The following is an 18178-nucleotide window of genomic DNA, read 5'->3' on the forward strand; positions in this document are numbered from 1 at the left end:
GAGAGGGGAAGAAGGGCTAAGGGGGGCTAGGGAATAGGGGCTAGGGGGTAGGAATAGAATCAAGGGTGGAAGGAAACCAGAATGTCCTAACTACCTTGGGGTTGCTATACCAGAAATTCGCTATGGGCGGCTACAAAAACGATTTAGGATCTGAAATGCACCGACTTTAGACGGGAAAAGTATCCAAAATGGTTGCATTCCGGTATCGCAATTAGGGCTAGTTCCATTTCTTTGGTGGGACTCTCGGTACTTAAATTGGTTGAACAGTACCATAACATCAGCAGGTGTTCAGTTTGAATTTTCCTAGCCAAGCTGCTGAGGGTAGAATACCGAAAAATCAGACTGGCACTAGGGCCTTGTAAGGAGGCGGGTCTAAAAAAACATAACATCTATCAAAAAGATTGAGAAATCAGCGATCGCACGAGGAAATCCAGAAGCAGGAAGCACTTGCCTTTGTTAGCAACTTGATTAATTTCCATTGAATTATGCCACAAGCAGACAATTGGATCGGGAATAATCGCTTCTGAGTGCAAGTGCCAAAGCAGCACTACCTCTGGAAATTAACTACGACAGGGCATCTCGACTAGCCACAGAATGGAGACTTTAATCTACTAATACTGCTTCACTGTCACCACCTTTTTGGTTAAGAGCGATCGCCATCCAATTCAAAATTTCTTGATTTACTCGTTCTGGGCATTCATCATGGGGGCAGTGGCCCGCATTTTCTAACTCAACGAGCTTTAAGTTAGCGTTGTACTCCATGAACTGACGGGGACGGGCGAAGCGGGGCGGGATCATCCGATCTTGTTGACCCCAGATTAACAATATAGGAATTTTTAATAAAGGCAAAACTGTCTTGACACCAGGCCCGAATTGTGAACTGCCGACGGCTTTAAACAGAGCACAAAAAGCACGGGCGGAACCGCGATCGCGACTAGGCCCTGATAGAATTTCTACCAATTCGTCGCTAATGGCATCAGGATTGGCGTAGGCAAAGCTCACCCAGCGACGGACAAGGGCAGGGCGGCGGACAAAGTAAAATAGAGCTCTGAGCACTGGCGGGGAAGCAAAAATGTTCTCAACTGCCGCGATCGCAGGTTGCAACCACAGGGGTACTGCCTCAGCACGCACAGATGGATCGGGCAAACTAATCATCACAATTCCAGCTACCATATCAGGGTGAGCTGCTGCGGCTGCCAGACAAATCAGCGAACCAATCGAGTTTCCCACTAAAACTACTGGTTGTCTGATAAAAGTCTGCCAAAACTCGTAGACTTGAGCCACCCAGATAGAGACATCATAGTTGGCAGGAGCTTTCTGCGAAGCCCCAAACCCCAACAAATCTAATGCGTACACAGTATGGAACTCAGCAAGTTGAGCCAGATTGTGCCGCCAGTGACCAATGGAAGCCCCAAATCCGTGCAGCAAAATCAAGGGCGTTCCCGACTTAAAATTTTGGCTTTCCTCTTTGTCAAAAGGAAATTGGGGGGAGTAAGATTTTAGAGTGTTGATTTCCTCTATTGCTTCTGCTCCCCCGCCCCCCCGCTCAAGAGTTCCCTGAGTTTCCTGGGATTTTTGCTCTAGTTGGGAAAGTTGCCCGCTTGCCCGCAGATAAGTGTACCGAGTTTGCCAACCCCGCCAAACCCAGTCTCTTTGAAGTCCAATCCTTTGATGCCAATGTCCAGAAGTGGTCAAATTTGCCTCAAGTCTCAACATAAATTTACAATCTTCTATCTTTTATTCTAGTGGGGGAGATGGGGAAGATGGAGAAATGGGTGAGGATGCGGAGAGGGGAAGGATGGACAGTAGTACACAGATCCAAAAATTTCTGACTTTATTTAACTCAGAACTCAAAACTCACCCCCCTTAGCGCGCGATCGAACCTTTTATTTTTAAGCGATCTGGGGATTTTAGATTAAATATAGACAGAAACTTAGTCATAGTGAGTAGAATGGCAATACAAGGAAGCCACATTAATCAATCAAGAGCTTGCATAAAACTTAAATGCCTGTGATCGAAAAAAGACAAAACCGCAATCAACCTCAGATCAATGACAACATTCGATTCCCCAAAATTCGGGTCATCGATACCGATGGTGCTCAACTGGGGATAATGCTTCCTCAAGATGCCCTGCGGCTGGCGGAGGAAAAAGACCTTGACCTCGTTCTTCTCAGCGACAAGGCCGATCCGCCTGTATGTCGGATCATGGACTACGGTAAATTTAAGTTCGAGAAGGACAAGAAAGAGCGTGAAGCTAAGAAAAAGCAGCACACAGCCGATGTCAAGGAAGTGAAAATGCGGTACAAAATTGAGGAACACGACTATCAAGTACGTCTTTCTCAAGCCGACCGCTTTCTCAAAGCTGGGGATAAAGTCAAAGCCACGATTATGTTCCGAGGTCGGGAAATCCAACACAGTAACCTAGCAGAGGACTTGCTTAAACGGATGGCAACTGATTTGCAGGAACTGGCAGAAGTGCAGCAAGCTCCTAAAAAAGAGGGACGGAGCATGATGATGCTCCTATCTCCGAAAAAATAGTAGGGGAGGGGGAGCAGGGGAGCGGGGGAGCAACTTAATCAATTAAAAATTAAAAATGCAAAATTAAAAATTGTAAGATTTAATTTTTAATTTTTAACTTTTAATTGATCGGAGGGGAGCGGGGGATCTGTTGAGCGGGGGAGCAGAGGAGCAAGGGAGCAGGGGTAGCTAAATCCTCCCCAGTCTCTCAGTCCCTCCATCTGTCCCTCTCCCAGTACCCCAGTCTCCCAATTCCCACTCCCTCGATCGATCGGGGACAAGCTACTACATAGGGATAAAATGCTGCATGGAACTGACAAATCAGCGGTTGACCAAAAACCGGTTCGGACAGGGATTATTGCGATCGCTCAATCTCCGTCCTGAAGAAGTAGAGCGGACTCTGCTGATGTTCGCAGTCTACACTGTCACCTCCATAGGCTTGATCTGGCTGGAACTCAGCACGATCAGCCTATTTTTAGACGAATATGGAGCCGACAAACTCCCCTGGATATACATAGCTACTGCGGCTACAGGCTCAGGCTTAGGCTTTACCTATTCCTGGCTGCAAAAAATCATCCCCCTGCGGCGGGTGATTGTAGTCGTACTCCTATTTATGGCAATCCCCCTGTTCCTCTTTCGCCTTGGTATCGGGGCGAAAGATATCCCGCTTAACTTCGGGCTACTGACCCTGAAATTGGGATTTATTACCCTATTCATGACATGGCTGTGGGTAGAAGCTTGCTATAACCTGAGCGACCTCAATACCTCGATCACGTCGAATCAACTATTTAATATCCGTGAAATCAAACGCACTTACCCCATAGTCAGCAGCGGCTACTTAGTAGCTGGGGTAATCTCAGGTTTCTCCCTGCCTTTACTTCTTAAATTTATCGGGCTGGATAACGTTACTCTTGTATCTGGCGTAATGGTAATTTGTGGGGCAGGTATCCTGTTTTACCTATCAGAAAGCTACGAACAAGCTTTCCCTGATACTGCCCGTTGGGTAGACGATGAAGATGACGATGAGGATCAACCAGACTTCAGTGCAGGCAGTGTTTTCGGCCCGCTACTAGGTTACATTATTCCTCTTGTCGGCTTCTTCGTAATGGCTGAAGTTTTATATGTATTTGTAGATTTTGAATTTTTTACGCAAATAGAACTGCAATATCCTGAAGATGACGGCGGTAGCGAAATTGCCAAATTTTTAGGCTTATTGGAAGGTGCAATTAGTGTCTGTCAGGTGGGTACTCAGTGGTTTGCTTCTAGCCGTCTGGTAGATCGGATTGGTGTATTCGTGACCGCAATGATTCTCCCCGCAGGAGCGGCGATCTTAGGCGTACTCTCTTTTGTAGGAGCAATCACTGGGATATTTTCTGTGTTTGTGGGGATGGTAATCCTGAGAGTTTTAGATGAATTGCTACACTATACTCTCCAAGAAACCAGCGGGCCGGTGTTGTTTCAACCCATACCAGATAGCACGCGCAATTACGTACAGACAATAGTTAATGGTGTAGTAGAGCCTTTGTCAACTGGTGTGACTGGGGCCTTTATCCTGCTAGTTGTTTGGATTAGTGGCAAGCTATTTTCGTTTGAGAATAGCCGGGATCTTCAGAATGCCCAAGGTTTAATATTGGTAGGGGCGATTGTGGTGAGTGCCGCAGTCTGGCTGGGGATTATTTGGGTTATCCGCTCTCAATATGTTGGTCTGTTGGTAAAAAGTGCCGAACGGGGGCGCTTGGGATTTTCGGATGTAGATTTACCTACTCTTAAAAAAGCTGTAATCGCAACTCTAGAACAGCCTAGTCCAGAAGAAGATAAACGCTCTTGTATTGAACTACTGAGCCAAATAGACCCGAAAAATGTGGGGCAAGTCTTGGCTCCTCTGCTGGCAATTCTGCCTCCTTCATTGCAGCGACAGAGCTTGGAAACAATGCTCAATCACCCGAATCCAGATTATCTCGAACCAGTACGCTCTCTAACTGAGCGGGATTTGCCTCCAGAAGTTTTGGCCTTAGCTCTACGCTATGTCTGGCTGACGGAACCGGAACCAGATATCAGCCAATTACGCCCTTATCTGCAATCGACTGTAGATCCTGTGGTGCGGGGTACAGCCGCAGCTTTGATTATGCGTCGGGGCGATCGCGAACAAAAAGCAGAAGCAACAAATACTCTGCGGCGAATGCTCACAAATAAACAAGAGCGGGAACGGGTAATGGGTACGAGGGCTCTGGGAGAAGCTGACTACTTGCAAGGGCTACGCCTCTATATCCCTAACTTACTCCAAGATGAATCCCTGCGCGTTCGCTGTGCTTTGCTAGAAGCGATCGCCTCTACTCACCTAGAAGAATACTACCCATCCCTGTTGCGGGGTCTATCTTACAAATCCACCCGCGAAGCTGCTCTTCAAGCCCTAGTTCGCCTAGAAAATGACGCAATTCCCCTGTTAGTAGATTTAGCCAATGATATCCATAAATCTGACTTAGTACGGCTCCAAGCTTGGACAGCGATCGGTCAAATTGGCACGCTTCCAGCTCTCGATGCTTTGGTAAGTCATGGGATGACAGCTTGGGGTAAATCCCGCCGTAATATCCTCCGCATCCTGCTGAAAATGCCCAGAGAAGCGGGAATTGAAGGCGTGTTAGACCGCATGGGCCGTAGTGGTTTGGAATTGTTAATTGACCAAGAGCTGATGTTTATCGGTCAGATTTATGCAGCTACGATCGATTTTTCGAGGATGACGAGCCCACAGCAGGTAGAAGAGAGCGATCGCTCTGATAATTCTGGACAATTAACCGCAGACTATGCAGAATTGCTAAGGCGCGCTCTGCGGGGGCTAGAATCCGATGCCATTGAACGCTGCTTTTTACTGATGAAGTTCCTTTATCCTTTGGACGCAATACAAGCCGCTGCTTTTAATATCCAATCTGAATCTAAGTCCAATATGGCACGAGGTCTGGAAATTCTGGATAATACTGTTGATTTGCCTAATAAGCGAGCGCTCATTAACATCCTCGATCGCCACTCTGAGCAAGAAAAATTGCAAGGGCTTTCGGAGCTATTAGCTTATAGACCCCTAGCTCCGAGCGATCGCTTACGCCGTTTATTGGATCTGCGCCACTTCCTTTCTGACTGGGCCTTGGCTTGCTGCTTTCACTTGGCGCGGGAGTCTCGCTGGAGTCTGACGGCGGAACAGACTTTAGTCTGTTTGCGCCACCCAACGGGGTTTGTGCGGGAAGCAGTACTCGCCTACTTGAGAATTGCTTCCCCCCGCGCTCTGGTGGAATTGCTACCGATGCTGCAAAATGATGCCGATCATCTCGTAGCAGCTCAAGTTCAGCAGATGATGGGAGAGTTGGGTGTCAGTTCCCATAAATCTCACGTTGCTCCAGGGTAGGAGGAGAGGGCGATCTCAAGATTTCCCTTTTCCTTTGTCCTTTCCTTCCCAGTTAACAGTTAACGGTTAACGGTTAACAGTTAACGGTTAATAGTTAACAATTTTAAAATCCACAATGGCTTATGTTAACCAGCGTTGAACGCCTATTATTTGTCAGGGGAGTTCCGATTTTTAAGGAACTGCGAGATGATTTTCTTGTGCGTCTAGCATCTGTGATGGACGAGCTTTCTTTTCCATCTAAATACAGCATTTTTACTGAAGGTCAAGAAGGGCGATCGCTTTATATTGTTGTTTCTGGTAAAGTCAGAGTACATATAGGCGATCGCGACCTAGCACAGTTAGAACAGGGTACTTTTTTTGGCGAAATGTCCCTGTTTGACGCTGAACCGCGTTCGGCTTCGATCACGACTATTGAAAAATGCGAGTGTTTGATGCTGACTCAGATGCAGCTCTACGATGCTATTGATGAAACGCCGGGAATTGCTGTCAATATTATCCGTCTACTCTCGCGTCGCATTCGCGAACTCAATCAAAAAATCAATGCTAAACAAGCAGCCGAACACCAAGCTGAAGTTGCTAAAGTTAATTGAGAATTAAAAGTTAAAAATTAAAAATTAAGAGCGAATTAGCAATTTTTAATTTTTAATTTTTTAATTCTCCATCTGGGTTGTAGGGTGAGCGCTGAGAGTTAAGATATTGCTGGCGCTCAGGGTATACATTAGGGAAGCACTCATCCTACAACTATTACTAATCCATAGACTTACGCACACTTGTGCAGTAAAGCCGCCTTCTAGGCGGTAGAGAAACCGCGCCTGTTGGCGACCGTACCATGATTTGGCGTAAGTCCTGTAATCGATGACAGCCAGCAAAAAATGAAATACACAAGCAAAACCCGCCAGAGCGGGTTTAAATAAAAAGAGTAAAAATCAGCTCTTAAACCAGGCGAAAAATAAAAGGATAACGGTAAGGCTGATCGGGATCTGCCAAAATTTTGACAATAGCCAAAATTGGCATTACCCAACTGATAATTCCCAACAAAACCAATAGCGGGAAACCAATTAAAACCCAAATCAGCACCCCAGCAACTGCACCGTAGATGTAGAGGTTAATGTGAAAATTGAGAGATTCTTTGGCATTATCCTTAACCACTGGGTCATCGGATACTAGCAAAATAGCTATGGGTATGCCGATAGACACAAGTGTAGCGCTGAAAAATATCGCCCCGTGACTCAAACCTGATAGTAGTTTCCGCTTGTCGGAGTCGTACATATTAGCCTCCATCTCCTTTTGTTATAAGTTTCCTTTTTACACAACTTTAGCACAGCCTCGCCCCTCGAAGCTGTTCCATTGTTCCATTTTTAATTTTTAAGACTATATGGCCTCAGCAACAGGAAGACCAGAAATCAACTTTTTATTACTTGGCTGTCGAACTGGAATCTCGATCGCAAATTCTGCGCCTTCTCCTGGTGCAGAAATGCAGTACAACTGACCGCTGTGTTTTTCTACTACAATCTGATAGCTAATGGATAAACCCAGACCAGTTCCCTTGCCTACTTCTTTAGTAGTAAAAAAGGGGTCAAATAGCTTACTCCGCACTTCCTCAGTCATTCCCGGGCCATTGTCTTTAATTTTAATAGCGATGCGATCGCTATCTATAACTTCAGTCCGGATCCAAATCGTAGGTAATTGAGCATTCAGTGTTGGGGATTGTTGTTCTTGCTTTTTATGCTTGACTCTTAGTTCATGTAAAGCATCGATCGCATTAGCAAGTAGATTCATAAAGACTTGGTTCAACTGTCCGGGACAACACTCGATCGAAGGCAAGCTACCGTAGTCTTTAATAACTTGAATGCTTAACTCTTCTGGTTTTTCCTTAAGATTATTTTGCAAGATCAGCAGCGTACTGTCAATACCTTCATGAACGTTAACTTCTTTAACTTCTGATTCGTCGAGACGTGAGAAGTTTCGCAGGGACAAGACAATAGAGCGAATTCGCTCAGTTCCTAGTTTCATTGAAGACAACAACTTCGGCAAATCTTCACTGATAAATGCTAAATCTATATTGTCGATCCGCTCTTGAATTTCGGGAGCGGGTTTGGGATAGTATTTTTGGTAAAGTTCCACTAAATCTAATAAATTTAGGGCGTAGTCACTGGTATAGTTAATATTGCCATGAATAAAATTGATCGGATTGTTAATTTCGTGGGCAACACCGGCTACCATCTGACCTAGAGAGGACATTTTTTCAGTTTGGATCAGATGAGCTTGAGTTTTTTGTAACTGCTGCAAAGCTTGCTCTAATTCTTCTGCTTGAGCTTGAGCGTGGAAAGCTACTTGGCGAGTTTGGCTGTAAATTTCAGCTTGATCGAGTGCGATTGCTAATTGATTTGTCACTGCTTGCAAAAGTTCTACTTCACTGTCTGGCCATACCCGCACACAACTCTGATGTCCGCACACTAAAACCCCTATTTCTCCCGACTGGGTTTGAATTGGCAAGGAGAGATAAGAAATCATACCAAAAGACAGTAAAAATTTCTGCATTTCTAGCTCACATAACGTACTAGCATCATTAACTCGGATGATTGATAGTTGTAGTAAACGATCTGTCCAACGACCGATTTGTTTGCTAGAATAGAAACCAATATAACTCTCTAAAATTGGATCTTTGGCTTCATTTACTACTTCCCAATAGCAATTTTCTATCGGCAATATTTGGCATTTTGGTCGGGAGTTATCGGGAGGATTAGTAAAATCGTTGACTGATAGTTTTTTTTCCTCTTGGTCAAGCTTTTTAGTGATTTCGAGTATATTTTCTGCCGCAGACTTAGCCGTTAATTCTTTTGTTGTGGGACGATACCATAAAAAATAGCAGCGGTCAATTTGCAACAAATTTCTAATTTGATTTACGGTTGTTTGTAAAATAGTATCAAGGTCGAGAGAATTGCGAATTTGACTAGCTAAACGGTTGAGTAATTCTTCGTGCTGAGCGAGTTGTCTAAATTGAATCTCTGACTGCTGAAGTGCTAGCTGAACTTGTTTGCGATCGCTGACATCTAGCGCCAAACCAATCAAACCAATTGCCTTGCCAGATTCACATTTAAGCTTAGCTTTGATGATTTCTAAATCGTGAAATTTACCATCTACAAAAAGCAGAGTTTCTTCTGAGTGATGAGGTGCGTCTTGACTCCAGCAAGCTGTATCAGATGCTATGGAGTTTACAGACTCTTCTTCACCTAGAATTTCTGAATAGTGAGGAACCTCTAAAAAGCGAGACTCAGTAACTCCCATATCTTCACAAAAAGTCTTATTCACGAATTGCATTTTGCCTTTTGTATCTGTCATCCAAATCCAAATCGGAGCGTGGTCTAGAATAGTTCTCAAGGTGCGCTCTTGGTTGACTAACCCTTCCTCTGCTCGCAGTCTATCGCTGATGTCAAGAACTAGGGACAAAATTGACACCAAAGTTCCAGACTCATCCATAAATGCGGAGTTATACCACTCACAGTAAATAATAGAATTGTCCTTAGTATAGTTGCGGTGTTTACTAATATTACGAGGTTCACTGCCGTAGAGAAGTTTAAGCATGATTAAGCTGACGGCTTCTGCATCTTCAGGATGAATTAATTGCCATTCCGCAGGGTGTTTTCCGATTACTTCATCAGCCTTCCAACCAAAGATTTTTTCGGCTTGCCGCGACCACCGCTTCACCCGAAATTCACTATCCCATTCTACCACTGCCACAGGCGAATTTTCGACATGAAAAGTCAATTGCTGATAAGCTCGATCTAGTTCTAATCTTGCCTGCTGGCGCTCCTTAATTTCTATTTCTAGTTTCCTGTTAACGGCTGCTAGTTGTGCTGGACTTGGAAGAGCTAAGATTTTAGGAATTAACCACACTAAGAGTACGGCTACACAGGCAGAAATAATAGCTGTAAACGCATTGAGGAAACCCGCCAGCCAATAGGTGGGATGCCATAGCGTCCAGATATTCATGAGGTGTCCCGTGCCACAGGCAACAATGAAACTGCCAAACAAAAGAAATATCCAGTTGAAAGGCAAATCGCCGCGCTTGCGGACTAAATGTACTAAGGTTAGAGGAATGGAATAGTAGGAGAGAGCGATTATTGCATCCGAAACTACGTGAAGCCTGACTAATCCCGGCTTCCATAGATAGCAATGACCGTGAGGAATAAACTGTCCTGCGGTAAAAAAATTATGCCAATTATCGAGCATGATTCTTGCCTTTACTTGCCAGAGATTAAGAGTCGGTAAGTAGATGATAATTAAAAAGGATTGCTTGTTGTCGTGTCTTATGTCACACCCTATGATTGTAAATGATAAATCATTTTACTAAATAAGAGAGTTGAATGGTTCGCACTATCAATCCGTTTTTATTACCCTTTCTAAGCTCTAATGTCAATGACTTATTATTTTGTATTAAGGTTTACTTTCTTGATGGTAAATTTGGTAAAATCTGATTTAGTAATATTCCTTAATTACAATCACTGTGAGTAGAAATCACAAGGAAGTATTTTCGTTAAAAAACCCGGTTTCTTTGGTTGGCTGCGTAAGTCCTGTAAAACTCAATTATACATAGTAAATAATATGATTATACAAACTTATTGTCCAGCTTAAATTGGTATGACATTTATGGTTTAGCTTAACCGATCGCCGATCGAGGTGTTGGCGCTCACGCAAGTATAGCGATCGCGATCGCACCTTACTATTGACCCCAGTACCCAATCCTGCCATCCAAAATCCCCCTTCTCACGCGCACCCCTTAAGCAAGCGACAATCAAGAGTACCAATAATTCCTATAATAAAGACTGGGCCAAGATTTTTCCCTGTAATTCTTCTATGACCACAGAGCTTGAGACAGAACTGCAAACCGCTGTTGAGCGTCGTCGCAACTTTGCGATTATCTCCCATCCTGACGCGGGTAAAACCACTCTCACAGAAAAACTGCTGCTGTACGGAGGTGCGATTCACGAAGCGGGTGCAGTCAAGGCGCGGCGAGCCCAGCGTCACGCTACCTCAGACTGGATGGCGATGGAACAACAACGGGGAATTTCAATTACTTCTACAGTTTTGCAGTTCGAGTATCAAAAGTATCAGATCAATTTACTCGATACTCCCGGACACCAAGATTTTAGTGAAGATACTTACAGAACTTTGGCCGCCGCTGATAACGCAGTGATGCTAGAAGATGCGGCGAAAGGTTTAGAACCACAAACACGGAAATTGTTTGAAGTTTGCCGAATGCGCGGTTTGCCCATATTTACATTTTTCAATAAACTCGACAGGCCGGGGAGAGAACCGCTGGAATTGTTGGATGAAATTGAGAAAGAATTGGGTTTGCAGACTTATGCGGTGAATTGGCCAATAGGAATGGGCGATCGCTTTAAAGGCGTTTACGATCGCCGCCAAGGTCAGATTCACTTATTTGAGCGTGCGGGACACGGTTCGCGGGAGGCGATCGATACAGTTATAGAGTTAGGCGATCCTCGTATTGAAGAACTGTTAGAGAAAGACCTTTACTATCAACTTAAAGATGACCTAGAACTTTTAGAAGCAGCCGGTTCCGAACTCGATTTAGAGTTAGTTCGCGCTGGGAAAATGACACCCGTATTCTTTGGTAGTGCCATGAGTAACTTTGGGGTGGAGTTATTTCTGGAGGCTTTTCTAGATTATGCCCTCAAGCCTGGAACTCACAAAAGTAGTATGGGCGAAATGCCACCAACTTACCCAGAATTTACTGGTTTTGTGTTTAAACTGCAAGCAAATATGGACCCGAAACACCGAGATCGAGTGGCATTTATTCGGGTTTGTACGGGCAAATTTGAGAAAGATATGACAGTGAATCACTCTCGTACTGGTAAAGTTGTACGATTGTCAAGACCTCAAAAGTTATTTGCCCAAGATCGGGAATCCATAGAAGTTGCTTATCCTGGGGATGTAATTGGTTTGAATAATCCGGGAGTATTTGCAATTGGCGATACGATTTACAACGGTCAAAAACTAGAGTATGAAGGAATACCCTGTTTTTCACCCGAACTTTTTGCTTATTTGAGAAATCCCAATCCTTCCAAATTTAAGCAATTTCGCAAAGGTGTTTCTGAGTTACAAGAAGAGGGGGCAGTACAAATTATGTACTCCGCAGACGATGCTAAACGCGATCCAATTTTAGCCGCTGTTGGGCAATTACAATTTGAAGTAGTGCAATTCCGAATGCAGAATGAATATGGCGTAGAATCGCTGTTAGAATTATTGCCTTTTACCGTTGCTCGTTGGGTTGATGGTGGTTGGGATGCGCTGGAAAAAGTGGGGCGATTATTTAATACAGTGACAGTCAAAGATGGCTGGGGGCGACCAGTTTTACTGTTCAGGAATGAATGGAATTGTCAACAAGTGGAAGGCGATCATCCGGCATTGAAATTGAATAAGATTGCGCCTGTAGTTTCTGGTTTAGAAATTACTGATAATTGATGCCAAATCCGGGTTTACTACCCCCTTTATTGTCATTGTTTGCTGTGTTCTGCGCGTCAAGCGTAGCACAGTTGCAAGGCACAAAGCAATCGCCTAGTCTCTGCGATTGCTTCGCTCCGCTCGCAATGACGACAGTACAGAACTTACACTTAGGGCTCGAGAAACCGGGTTTTTGAGAGAATCTGTGGGTAAAACGAAGTATTTTCGTCAAAAAACCCGGTTTCTTTGGTTGGTGCGTAAGTCCTGAGATTGTCATTGCTACTAAGTAAATCCACCTAATTAAACATAAGATCGGGATGGCTAAAAAGCTGACTGTATAAACATTCTTCCTTCTTCCTTCTACTTAGCATAAATAACTTTACTTATATCCTGTTACTTAACGGCGTTCATCTAACCAAGCAAAACCTGCACCGAGGGCTTCTGCAAGAATACTAACAAAACGATAGAGAGCAACTGCGCTAACAATTAATGCTGGAGAAAATCGGCGATCTAGAAGTGCGATAGCCGTAGCTTCAAAAACTCCCAATCCTCCCGGTGCTCCTGGTATCACTAAGCCTAAAACATAGGCAAAACTAAAAGCGCTAAATAATTGAGGAATCTCGCTAAAATTTATAGGAGTCAAAGCAGTTAAAGTCATTAAGAAACCGCCCCCGCGCAAACCTAAAAAAATGATTTCTCCTAATAAAAGCAGGAACGGATAGCGTTTAATTTGCGGTATAGAATTGGTAATTGGTAATTGGTAATTGGTAATTGGTAATTGTTCGGATTCATTAACGCCGTTATCTAATTGATTTTTGTCCTGATTTGTATTACCGCTTTTCTGTATTTGATTTTTACTCCCTAAACCTTTCATTTTTCCCACATATTGAACTAAGGGATTTAAAATATTGGGATGGACGGTCATCAAAATTGCTACTAAACTAAATACCTGCAAAGCTCGATTTTCCGGCTGACTGCCGATGGAAGCAATTAGCAAAGCAGCAGCGGCCATCAACAGCGGTTCTAGCAAAACACTAAGAGTAGCAATTGCTGCCGGGACTCCGCCTTCTCTTGCTGCTTGGATGCGACCCCAAAAGTGCCAAATATTGCCGGGTAAATACTTCCCGATATTAGTTTTCAGGAAAACTCGGATACCCCAAACAGTATCAACAGATTGATTAAATTCTCGTAAAATCCATAGCCACACCCAACCCGCCCAGATGTGAGAAAGTAAAGTAATGCTAAGCGCGATCGCGAGCATGACAACACCCGTCGTGTCAATGCGGATCGCCGCCACTTCTTGCCAGTGATCTTTAAAAGCCTTAGCGACAAATAGGAGAGTACCACCTAAAATGAAATAGCGCAGATATGGCTTGAGGCGCGAAATCACAGGCTTAATTAAGTTGCTAACTCGCTGAAAGTTTTGCTGTATCATTATTGATAGGGTTAAACATCAAGCTCGATCTATCAGCCTGGGGCATCGTCTATGGTTAGGGGCTAGGGGCTAGAGAAATAAGGGAAAGAGAATAAAAGTAAGAGTTTCGTCAAGCGCACATCAGTCCTATGCGTAAAAGCTTAGCAACAGCCAACTTACTACAAACTCACATCTAAAAATCTAAAATCGAATCACCAACTTACGAGAACATCCTTTATGGCAGGCCCCAGCGCTGACGGCAGTTCCTATCTTTTAGACGACAGCCCCAACAGTTTAACCTTAACTCCGGGCTTTTTGGCTCCTTACCCCAATGGACTATTTGCCCTCGGTGGCAATGATTTCATCGTCGGTTCAGGCGATGCTGAACAGATTAGTGGCGACACCGGCAACGATCGCATTCTAGGCGGTGGTGGGGTAGATATCCTATTCGGAGGTAATGGTAACGACTTTCTCAACGGTGGTCAAGGCAACGACTTCCTCAGCGGAGAATTAGGCAACAATACCCTACAAGGAGGTAGAGGAGATGACTTACTGATCGGTAGCGACGATGGCACCATACTTGTAGGCGACTTCGGCAAAGATACCCTCGTCGGTGGCATCGGCCTAGATATCTTCATCCTTCGTACCGATGCAGCAACACTAGACCCAGGTGCAGCCGATATTATCGGCGACTTTGACCCTTTATCTGATTTTATTGGATTAACTGACGGCATCACCGAGGACGATCTGACTCTACAACAAGTTTCCCTGACTCCCGGCAGTACGGACACCCTGATTCAAATTCGGCAGTCTGGTGCTATTTTGGGAATTGCTCTTAATACCTCCCCCGATGACTTCATCGGAGGTTTCTTCCCTGCTACCAATCTATTAGGTAATGAACTCAACCAAGCTCGCGACCTGGGCGTACTTAACGGCAATCAAACTATTAGTGACTTCGTGAGCCTCGATCAACCACAGGATATCTACCGCTTCACTATTCCTACTATTAGTGATTTCCAATTAGTTCTCAGCAATTTGAGCGCTGATGCCGATATTGCCATTATTAAAGACATCAACGACGACAAATCTATTGATGTCACAGATATTATCGATTCCTCCGAACAAGCAGATACAGAACCAGAGCAAATTACTATTGATTCCCTTTCCGCAGGAACCTATTACGTTAAGGTTTATCAATACGAGGGCGACACTAATTTTAGCTTGAATCTGTCGGCGACACCCAGCACCGCAAACTCAGAAGGCATCGGTACGCAGAATTTTGACACTCGCTTCGGGTTTGGTTTGGTAGATGCAGCGGCCGCCGTTTCTCGCGCTGTAAATGCTCCTACTTTCCCAGACGTTCCCGATTTGGGTGGAGATGAATGGGGACGGGATTTAGTCAAAGCTCCCGAAGTTTGGGCAACAGGAATTACTGGGGAAAATGTAATAGTAGCCGTTATAGATAGCGGCGTTGACTACAATCACCCCGAATTGTCGGACAATATATGGACAAACTTAGGCGAGACTGGTGTCGATCGCAACGGGATTGATAAAGCTAATAATGGCATCGATGACGATTTCAACGGCTTTATTGACGATTTTCACGGGTGGGATTTTATCGATAACGACAATGACCCGATGGATGAAAACAGTCACGGCACTCACGTATCCGGCATCATTGCTGCTAAACAAGATGGCGTTGGTATTACTGGGGTTGCTCCCAATGCCAAGATTATGCCTCTAAGGATACTTAATGCCCAAGGATCGGGCAAAACTGAGAATGAACTTGCTGCAATTCGGTATGCGATCGCCAATGGAGCAACTGTGATTAATCTAAGTGCAGGCGGTACAACATTGGAAACCGACGAACTAGAACTGATTCGCTTTGCACAAGCTAGAGGTGTGGTTCTGGTTTCGGCTGCGGGCAATGACTCTGGCCCTCGCCCAGATTACCCAGCCCGCTTTGCTTCCGAGGTAGGAATTGCCACAGGTTCAGTAGACCGCAATCAGAAGCTTTCTTACTTCTCCAACCTTGCGGGTACTACAGTCCTCAATTATGTGGTTGCGCCAGGAGGAGAAGGGGGAAATCGAACTCAGGATGATATTTATTCGACAGTACCGCTATCTTTCCCTGGTATTCCCTATCGTTACTATGCAGGTACTTCGATGGCAACACCGCACGTATCTGGGGTTGTAGCATTGATGCGACAAGCTAATCCGAATTTGACGGCAACCGAGATTAACAGGATTTTGGTGGAAACAGCCAACAGTTCTGAGGTGAGTGTTTAAAATTGGCTACCTTCAGTACGGAGAAGGATAAAGGTTCAAGGCAGAACGTTAAACTAGAATAAGGTTTAAGGCTGTACTCAAAAAGGCGATCGCAATTATGAAAGGTCTTAGGAAACAAGCGTGGATAGGTCATCAAGCTGCAAAAAGCGACAGACACCAAGCGAAAATTGCTGGGCGGCACTTGTGGCGCATCCTGGCCAGTTGGGCGATTTCCTCCAGCGTCATGCTGGGAGGGCCAGCCTTTGCCGACACAGCGCCAAACAGCATGACCTACAGCCAACTGCTGCAAAAAATCGAGCAGGGGCAAGTCTCCAAAATAGAACTAGATCCCGCCCAACGGCTAGCCAAAGTCAGGCTAGAGGGGCAAAAACCAACCGATCCAATGCAAGTGGTGAGCTTATTTGAGTACAACGCAGAACTCTTAGAGCAAATCCGCGCCAAAAAAGTAGATTTTGAAGTCAAGCCCTCTAGCGACAACAGTGCAGCAATGGGGCTAGCAGTCAATCTCTTGGTAATTTTTCTCGTGTTGGGCGTGTTAATGGCAATTCTGCGGCGGTCAACTCAGGCCCAAGGAAATGCCATGAACTTTGGCAAATCGAAAGCTCGCTTTCAAATGGAAGCCAAAACTGGGGTACTCTTTGATGATGTGGCTGGCATTGAAGAAGCCAAAGAAGAATTGCAAGAAGTCGTCACTTTCTTGAAAAAACCAGAGCGTTTTACAGCGATCGGTGCAAAAATTCCCAAAGGAGTGTTGCTAATCGGGCCTCCTGGTACTGGTAAAACTTTACTGGCAAAAGCGATCGCAGGTGAAGCAGGGGTTCCCTTCTTCAGCATCTCTGGTTCCGAATTCGTAGAAATGTTTGTCGGGGTTGGCGCTTCGCGGGTGCGCGACTTATTCAAAAAAGCTAAAGAACACGCTCCCTGTATCGTTTTCATCGATGAAATTGACGCAGTAGGCCGACAACGGGGCGCAGGAATTGGCGGCGGTAACGACGAAAGAGAGCAAACTCTCAATCAGTTACTCACAGAAATGGACGGCTTTGAAGGTAACAACGGCGTGATTATCATTGCCGCTACCAACCGCCCTGACGTGCTCGATACGGCCTTGCTGCGGCCGGGACGTTTCGATCGCCAAGTAATGGTAGATTTGCCCAGTTTCAAAGGCAGATTGGGGATTTTGCAAGTCCACGCCCGCAATAAAAAACTTGACCCGGAAGTTTCCTTAGAAACGATCGCCCGACGCACACCCGGATTTTCCGGGGCTGACTTGTCCAATTTGCTCAACGAAGCAGCAATTTTAACAGCCAGACGGCGCAAAGATTCGATCGCCAACCTCGAAATTAACGACGCGATCGATCGGATCACCATCGGCCTCAAACTCAACCCACTTTTAGACAGCAAGAAAAAGTGGATGACAGCTTATCACGAAGTCGGACACGCCCTCGTCGCCACCTTGCTACCAAATTCTGACCCCGTAGAAAAAGTAACGATCATCCCTCGTTCCGGCGGAGTTGAAGGCTTTACCAGCTTTACCCTCGACGACGAAATGGTAGACAGCGAAGGCCTGCGAAGCCGCGCTCTGCTTTTAAACCGGATTACAGTAGCCTTGGGCGGACGCGCTGCGGAGGCAGAAATCTATGGGCCAGACGAGATCGATACTGGTGCAGGCAGCGATATCAGGCACGTCACCGCCCTGGCTAGAGACATGGTAACGCTCTACGGGATGTCCGATTTGGGCCCTGTAGCTCTAGAAAGTCCTAATAACGAGGTATTTCTGGGTCGAGATTGGATGGCGCGATCGGAGTATTCCGAAGAGATGGCCGCTAAGATTGACAGGCAAGTACGGGCGATCGCGCTTCATTGCTACGAAGAATCTCGTCGCCTAATCCGCGAAAACCGAGCTTTAATAGACCGCTTAGTGGAGATTCTTCTAGATATGGAAACCATCGAAGGAGACGAATTTAGGCAAATCGTAGCTCAATACACCGAATTGCCTAAAAAACAATTAGCACCCAGTCGTTAACTGTTAACTGTTAATTTAGGACTTATATCATGTCCGGCAAATTACTTACGATCTGTCATTGCGAGCGAAGCGAAGC

General features: G+C 45.2%; 12 protein-coding genes. 6 read left to right on the top strand and 6 right to left on the bottom strand.

What is annotated here, in order from left to right:
* Positions 1-392: 392 nt before the first annotated feature.
* A complete protein-coding gene (locus tag PN499_RS24270) occupies positions 393-548 on the bottom strand; it encodes a hypothetical protein (protein ID WP_155523369.1) in 156 nt (51 codons plus the stop codon).
* Between the two features lie 55 nt (positions 549-603).
* Positions 604-1716: an alpha/beta fold hydrolase gene (locus PN499_RS24275; protein ID WP_272035374.1), complete on the bottom strand. Its 1113-nt coding sequence runs from the start codon at positions 1714-1716 to the stop codon at positions 604-606.
* A 288-nt stretch (positions 1717-2004) separates the two neighbouring features.
* Here PN499_RS24275 and infC point away from each other — a divergent pair, with 288 nt between their 5' ends.
* The 3 genes from infC (at position 2005) to PN499_RS24290 (ending at position 6501) form a co-directional block, all read left to right on the top strand.
* Positions 2005-2538, top strand: coding sequence for a translation initiation factor IF-3 (infC, locus tag PN499_RS24280; protein WP_019486845.1), 534 nt, complete (start codon positions 2005-2007; stop codon positions 2536-2538).
* 286 nt (positions 2539-2824) lie between these two features.
* Positions 2825-5911 (top strand): MFS transporter, encoded by a 3087-nt coding sequence (locus PN499_RS24285; protein WP_272035378.1) that lies wholly within the window; start codon positions 2825-2827, stop codon positions 5909-5911.
* A 122-nt stretch (positions 5912-6033) separates the two neighbouring features.
* Positions 6034-6501 (top strand): Crp/Fnr family transcriptional regulator, encoded by a 468-nt coding sequence (locus tag PN499_RS24290; RefSeq protein WP_007353256.1) that lies wholly within the window; start codon positions 6034-6036, stop codon positions 6499-6501.
* Positions 6502-6844: 343 nt separating this feature from the next.
* Here PN499_RS24290 and PN499_RS24295 read toward each other — a convergent pair whose 3' ends face one another.
* The 3 genes from PN499_RS24295 to PN499_RS24305 form a co-directional block, all read right to left on the bottom strand.
* Positions 6845-7180 (bottom strand): DUF4870 domain-containing protein, encoded by a 336-nt coding sequence (locus PN499_RS24295; RefSeq protein WP_007353255.1) that lies wholly within the window; start codon positions 7178-7180, stop codon positions 6845-6847.
* A 102-nt stretch (positions 7181-7282) separates the two neighbouring features.
* Complete coding sequence (locus PN499_RS24300; RefSeq protein WP_272035380.1) at positions 7283-10144, bottom strand: PAS domain S-box protein; 2862 nt, start codon at positions 10142-10144, stop codon at positions 7283-7285.
* A gap of 354 nt (positions 10145-10498) precedes the next feature.
* Positions 10499-10663, bottom strand: a complete 165-nt coding sequence (locus PN499_RS24305) for a hypothetical protein (RefSeq protein ID WP_272035383.1) — start codon at positions 10661-10663, stop codon at positions 10499-10501.
* A 105-nt stretch (positions 10664-10768) separates the two neighbouring features.
* Here PN499_RS24305 and prfC point away from each other — a divergent pair, with 105 nt between their 5' ends.
* Positions 10769-12397, top strand: a complete 1629-nt coding sequence (prfC, locus tag PN499_RS24310; protein ID WP_272035385.1) for a peptide chain release factor 3 — start codon at positions 10769-10771, stop codon at positions 12395-12397.
* Positions 12398-12773: 376 nt separating this feature from the next.
* Here prfC and PN499_RS24315 read toward each other — a convergent pair whose 3' ends face one another.
* A complete protein-coding gene (locus PN499_RS24315; protein ID WP_272035387.1) occupies positions 12774-13811 on the bottom strand; it encodes a putative bifunctional lysylphosphatidylglycerol flippase/synthetase in 1038 nt (345 codons plus the stop codon).
* Positions 13812-14027: 216 nt separating this feature from the next.
* Here PN499_RS24315 and PN499_RS24320 point away from each other — a divergent pair, with 216 nt between their 5' ends.
* Both PN499_RS24320 and ftsH read left to right on the top strand, forming a co-directional pair.
* Complete coding sequence (locus tag PN499_RS24320) at positions 14028-16079, top strand: S8 family serine peptidase (protein ID WP_272035389.1); 2052 nt, start codon at positions 14028-14030, stop codon at positions 16077-16079.
* Between the two features lie 97 nt (positions 16080-16176).
* The gene (ftsH, locus tag PN499_RS24325; protein ID WP_272035391.1) at positions 16177-18102 is read left to right on the top strand and encodes an ATP-dependent zinc metalloprotease FtsH; all 1926 of its coding nucleotides are present in this window, start codon (positions 16177-16179) and stop codon (positions 18100-18102) included.
* Positions 18103-18178: the final 76 nt, after the last annotated feature.

Origin of the sequence: Kamptonema animale CS-326 (genome assembly GCF_028330895.1) — a bacterium.
Lineage (GTDB): Bacteria > Cyanobacteriota > Cyanobacteriia > Cyanobacteriales > Microcoleaceae > Kamptonema > Kamptonema formosum.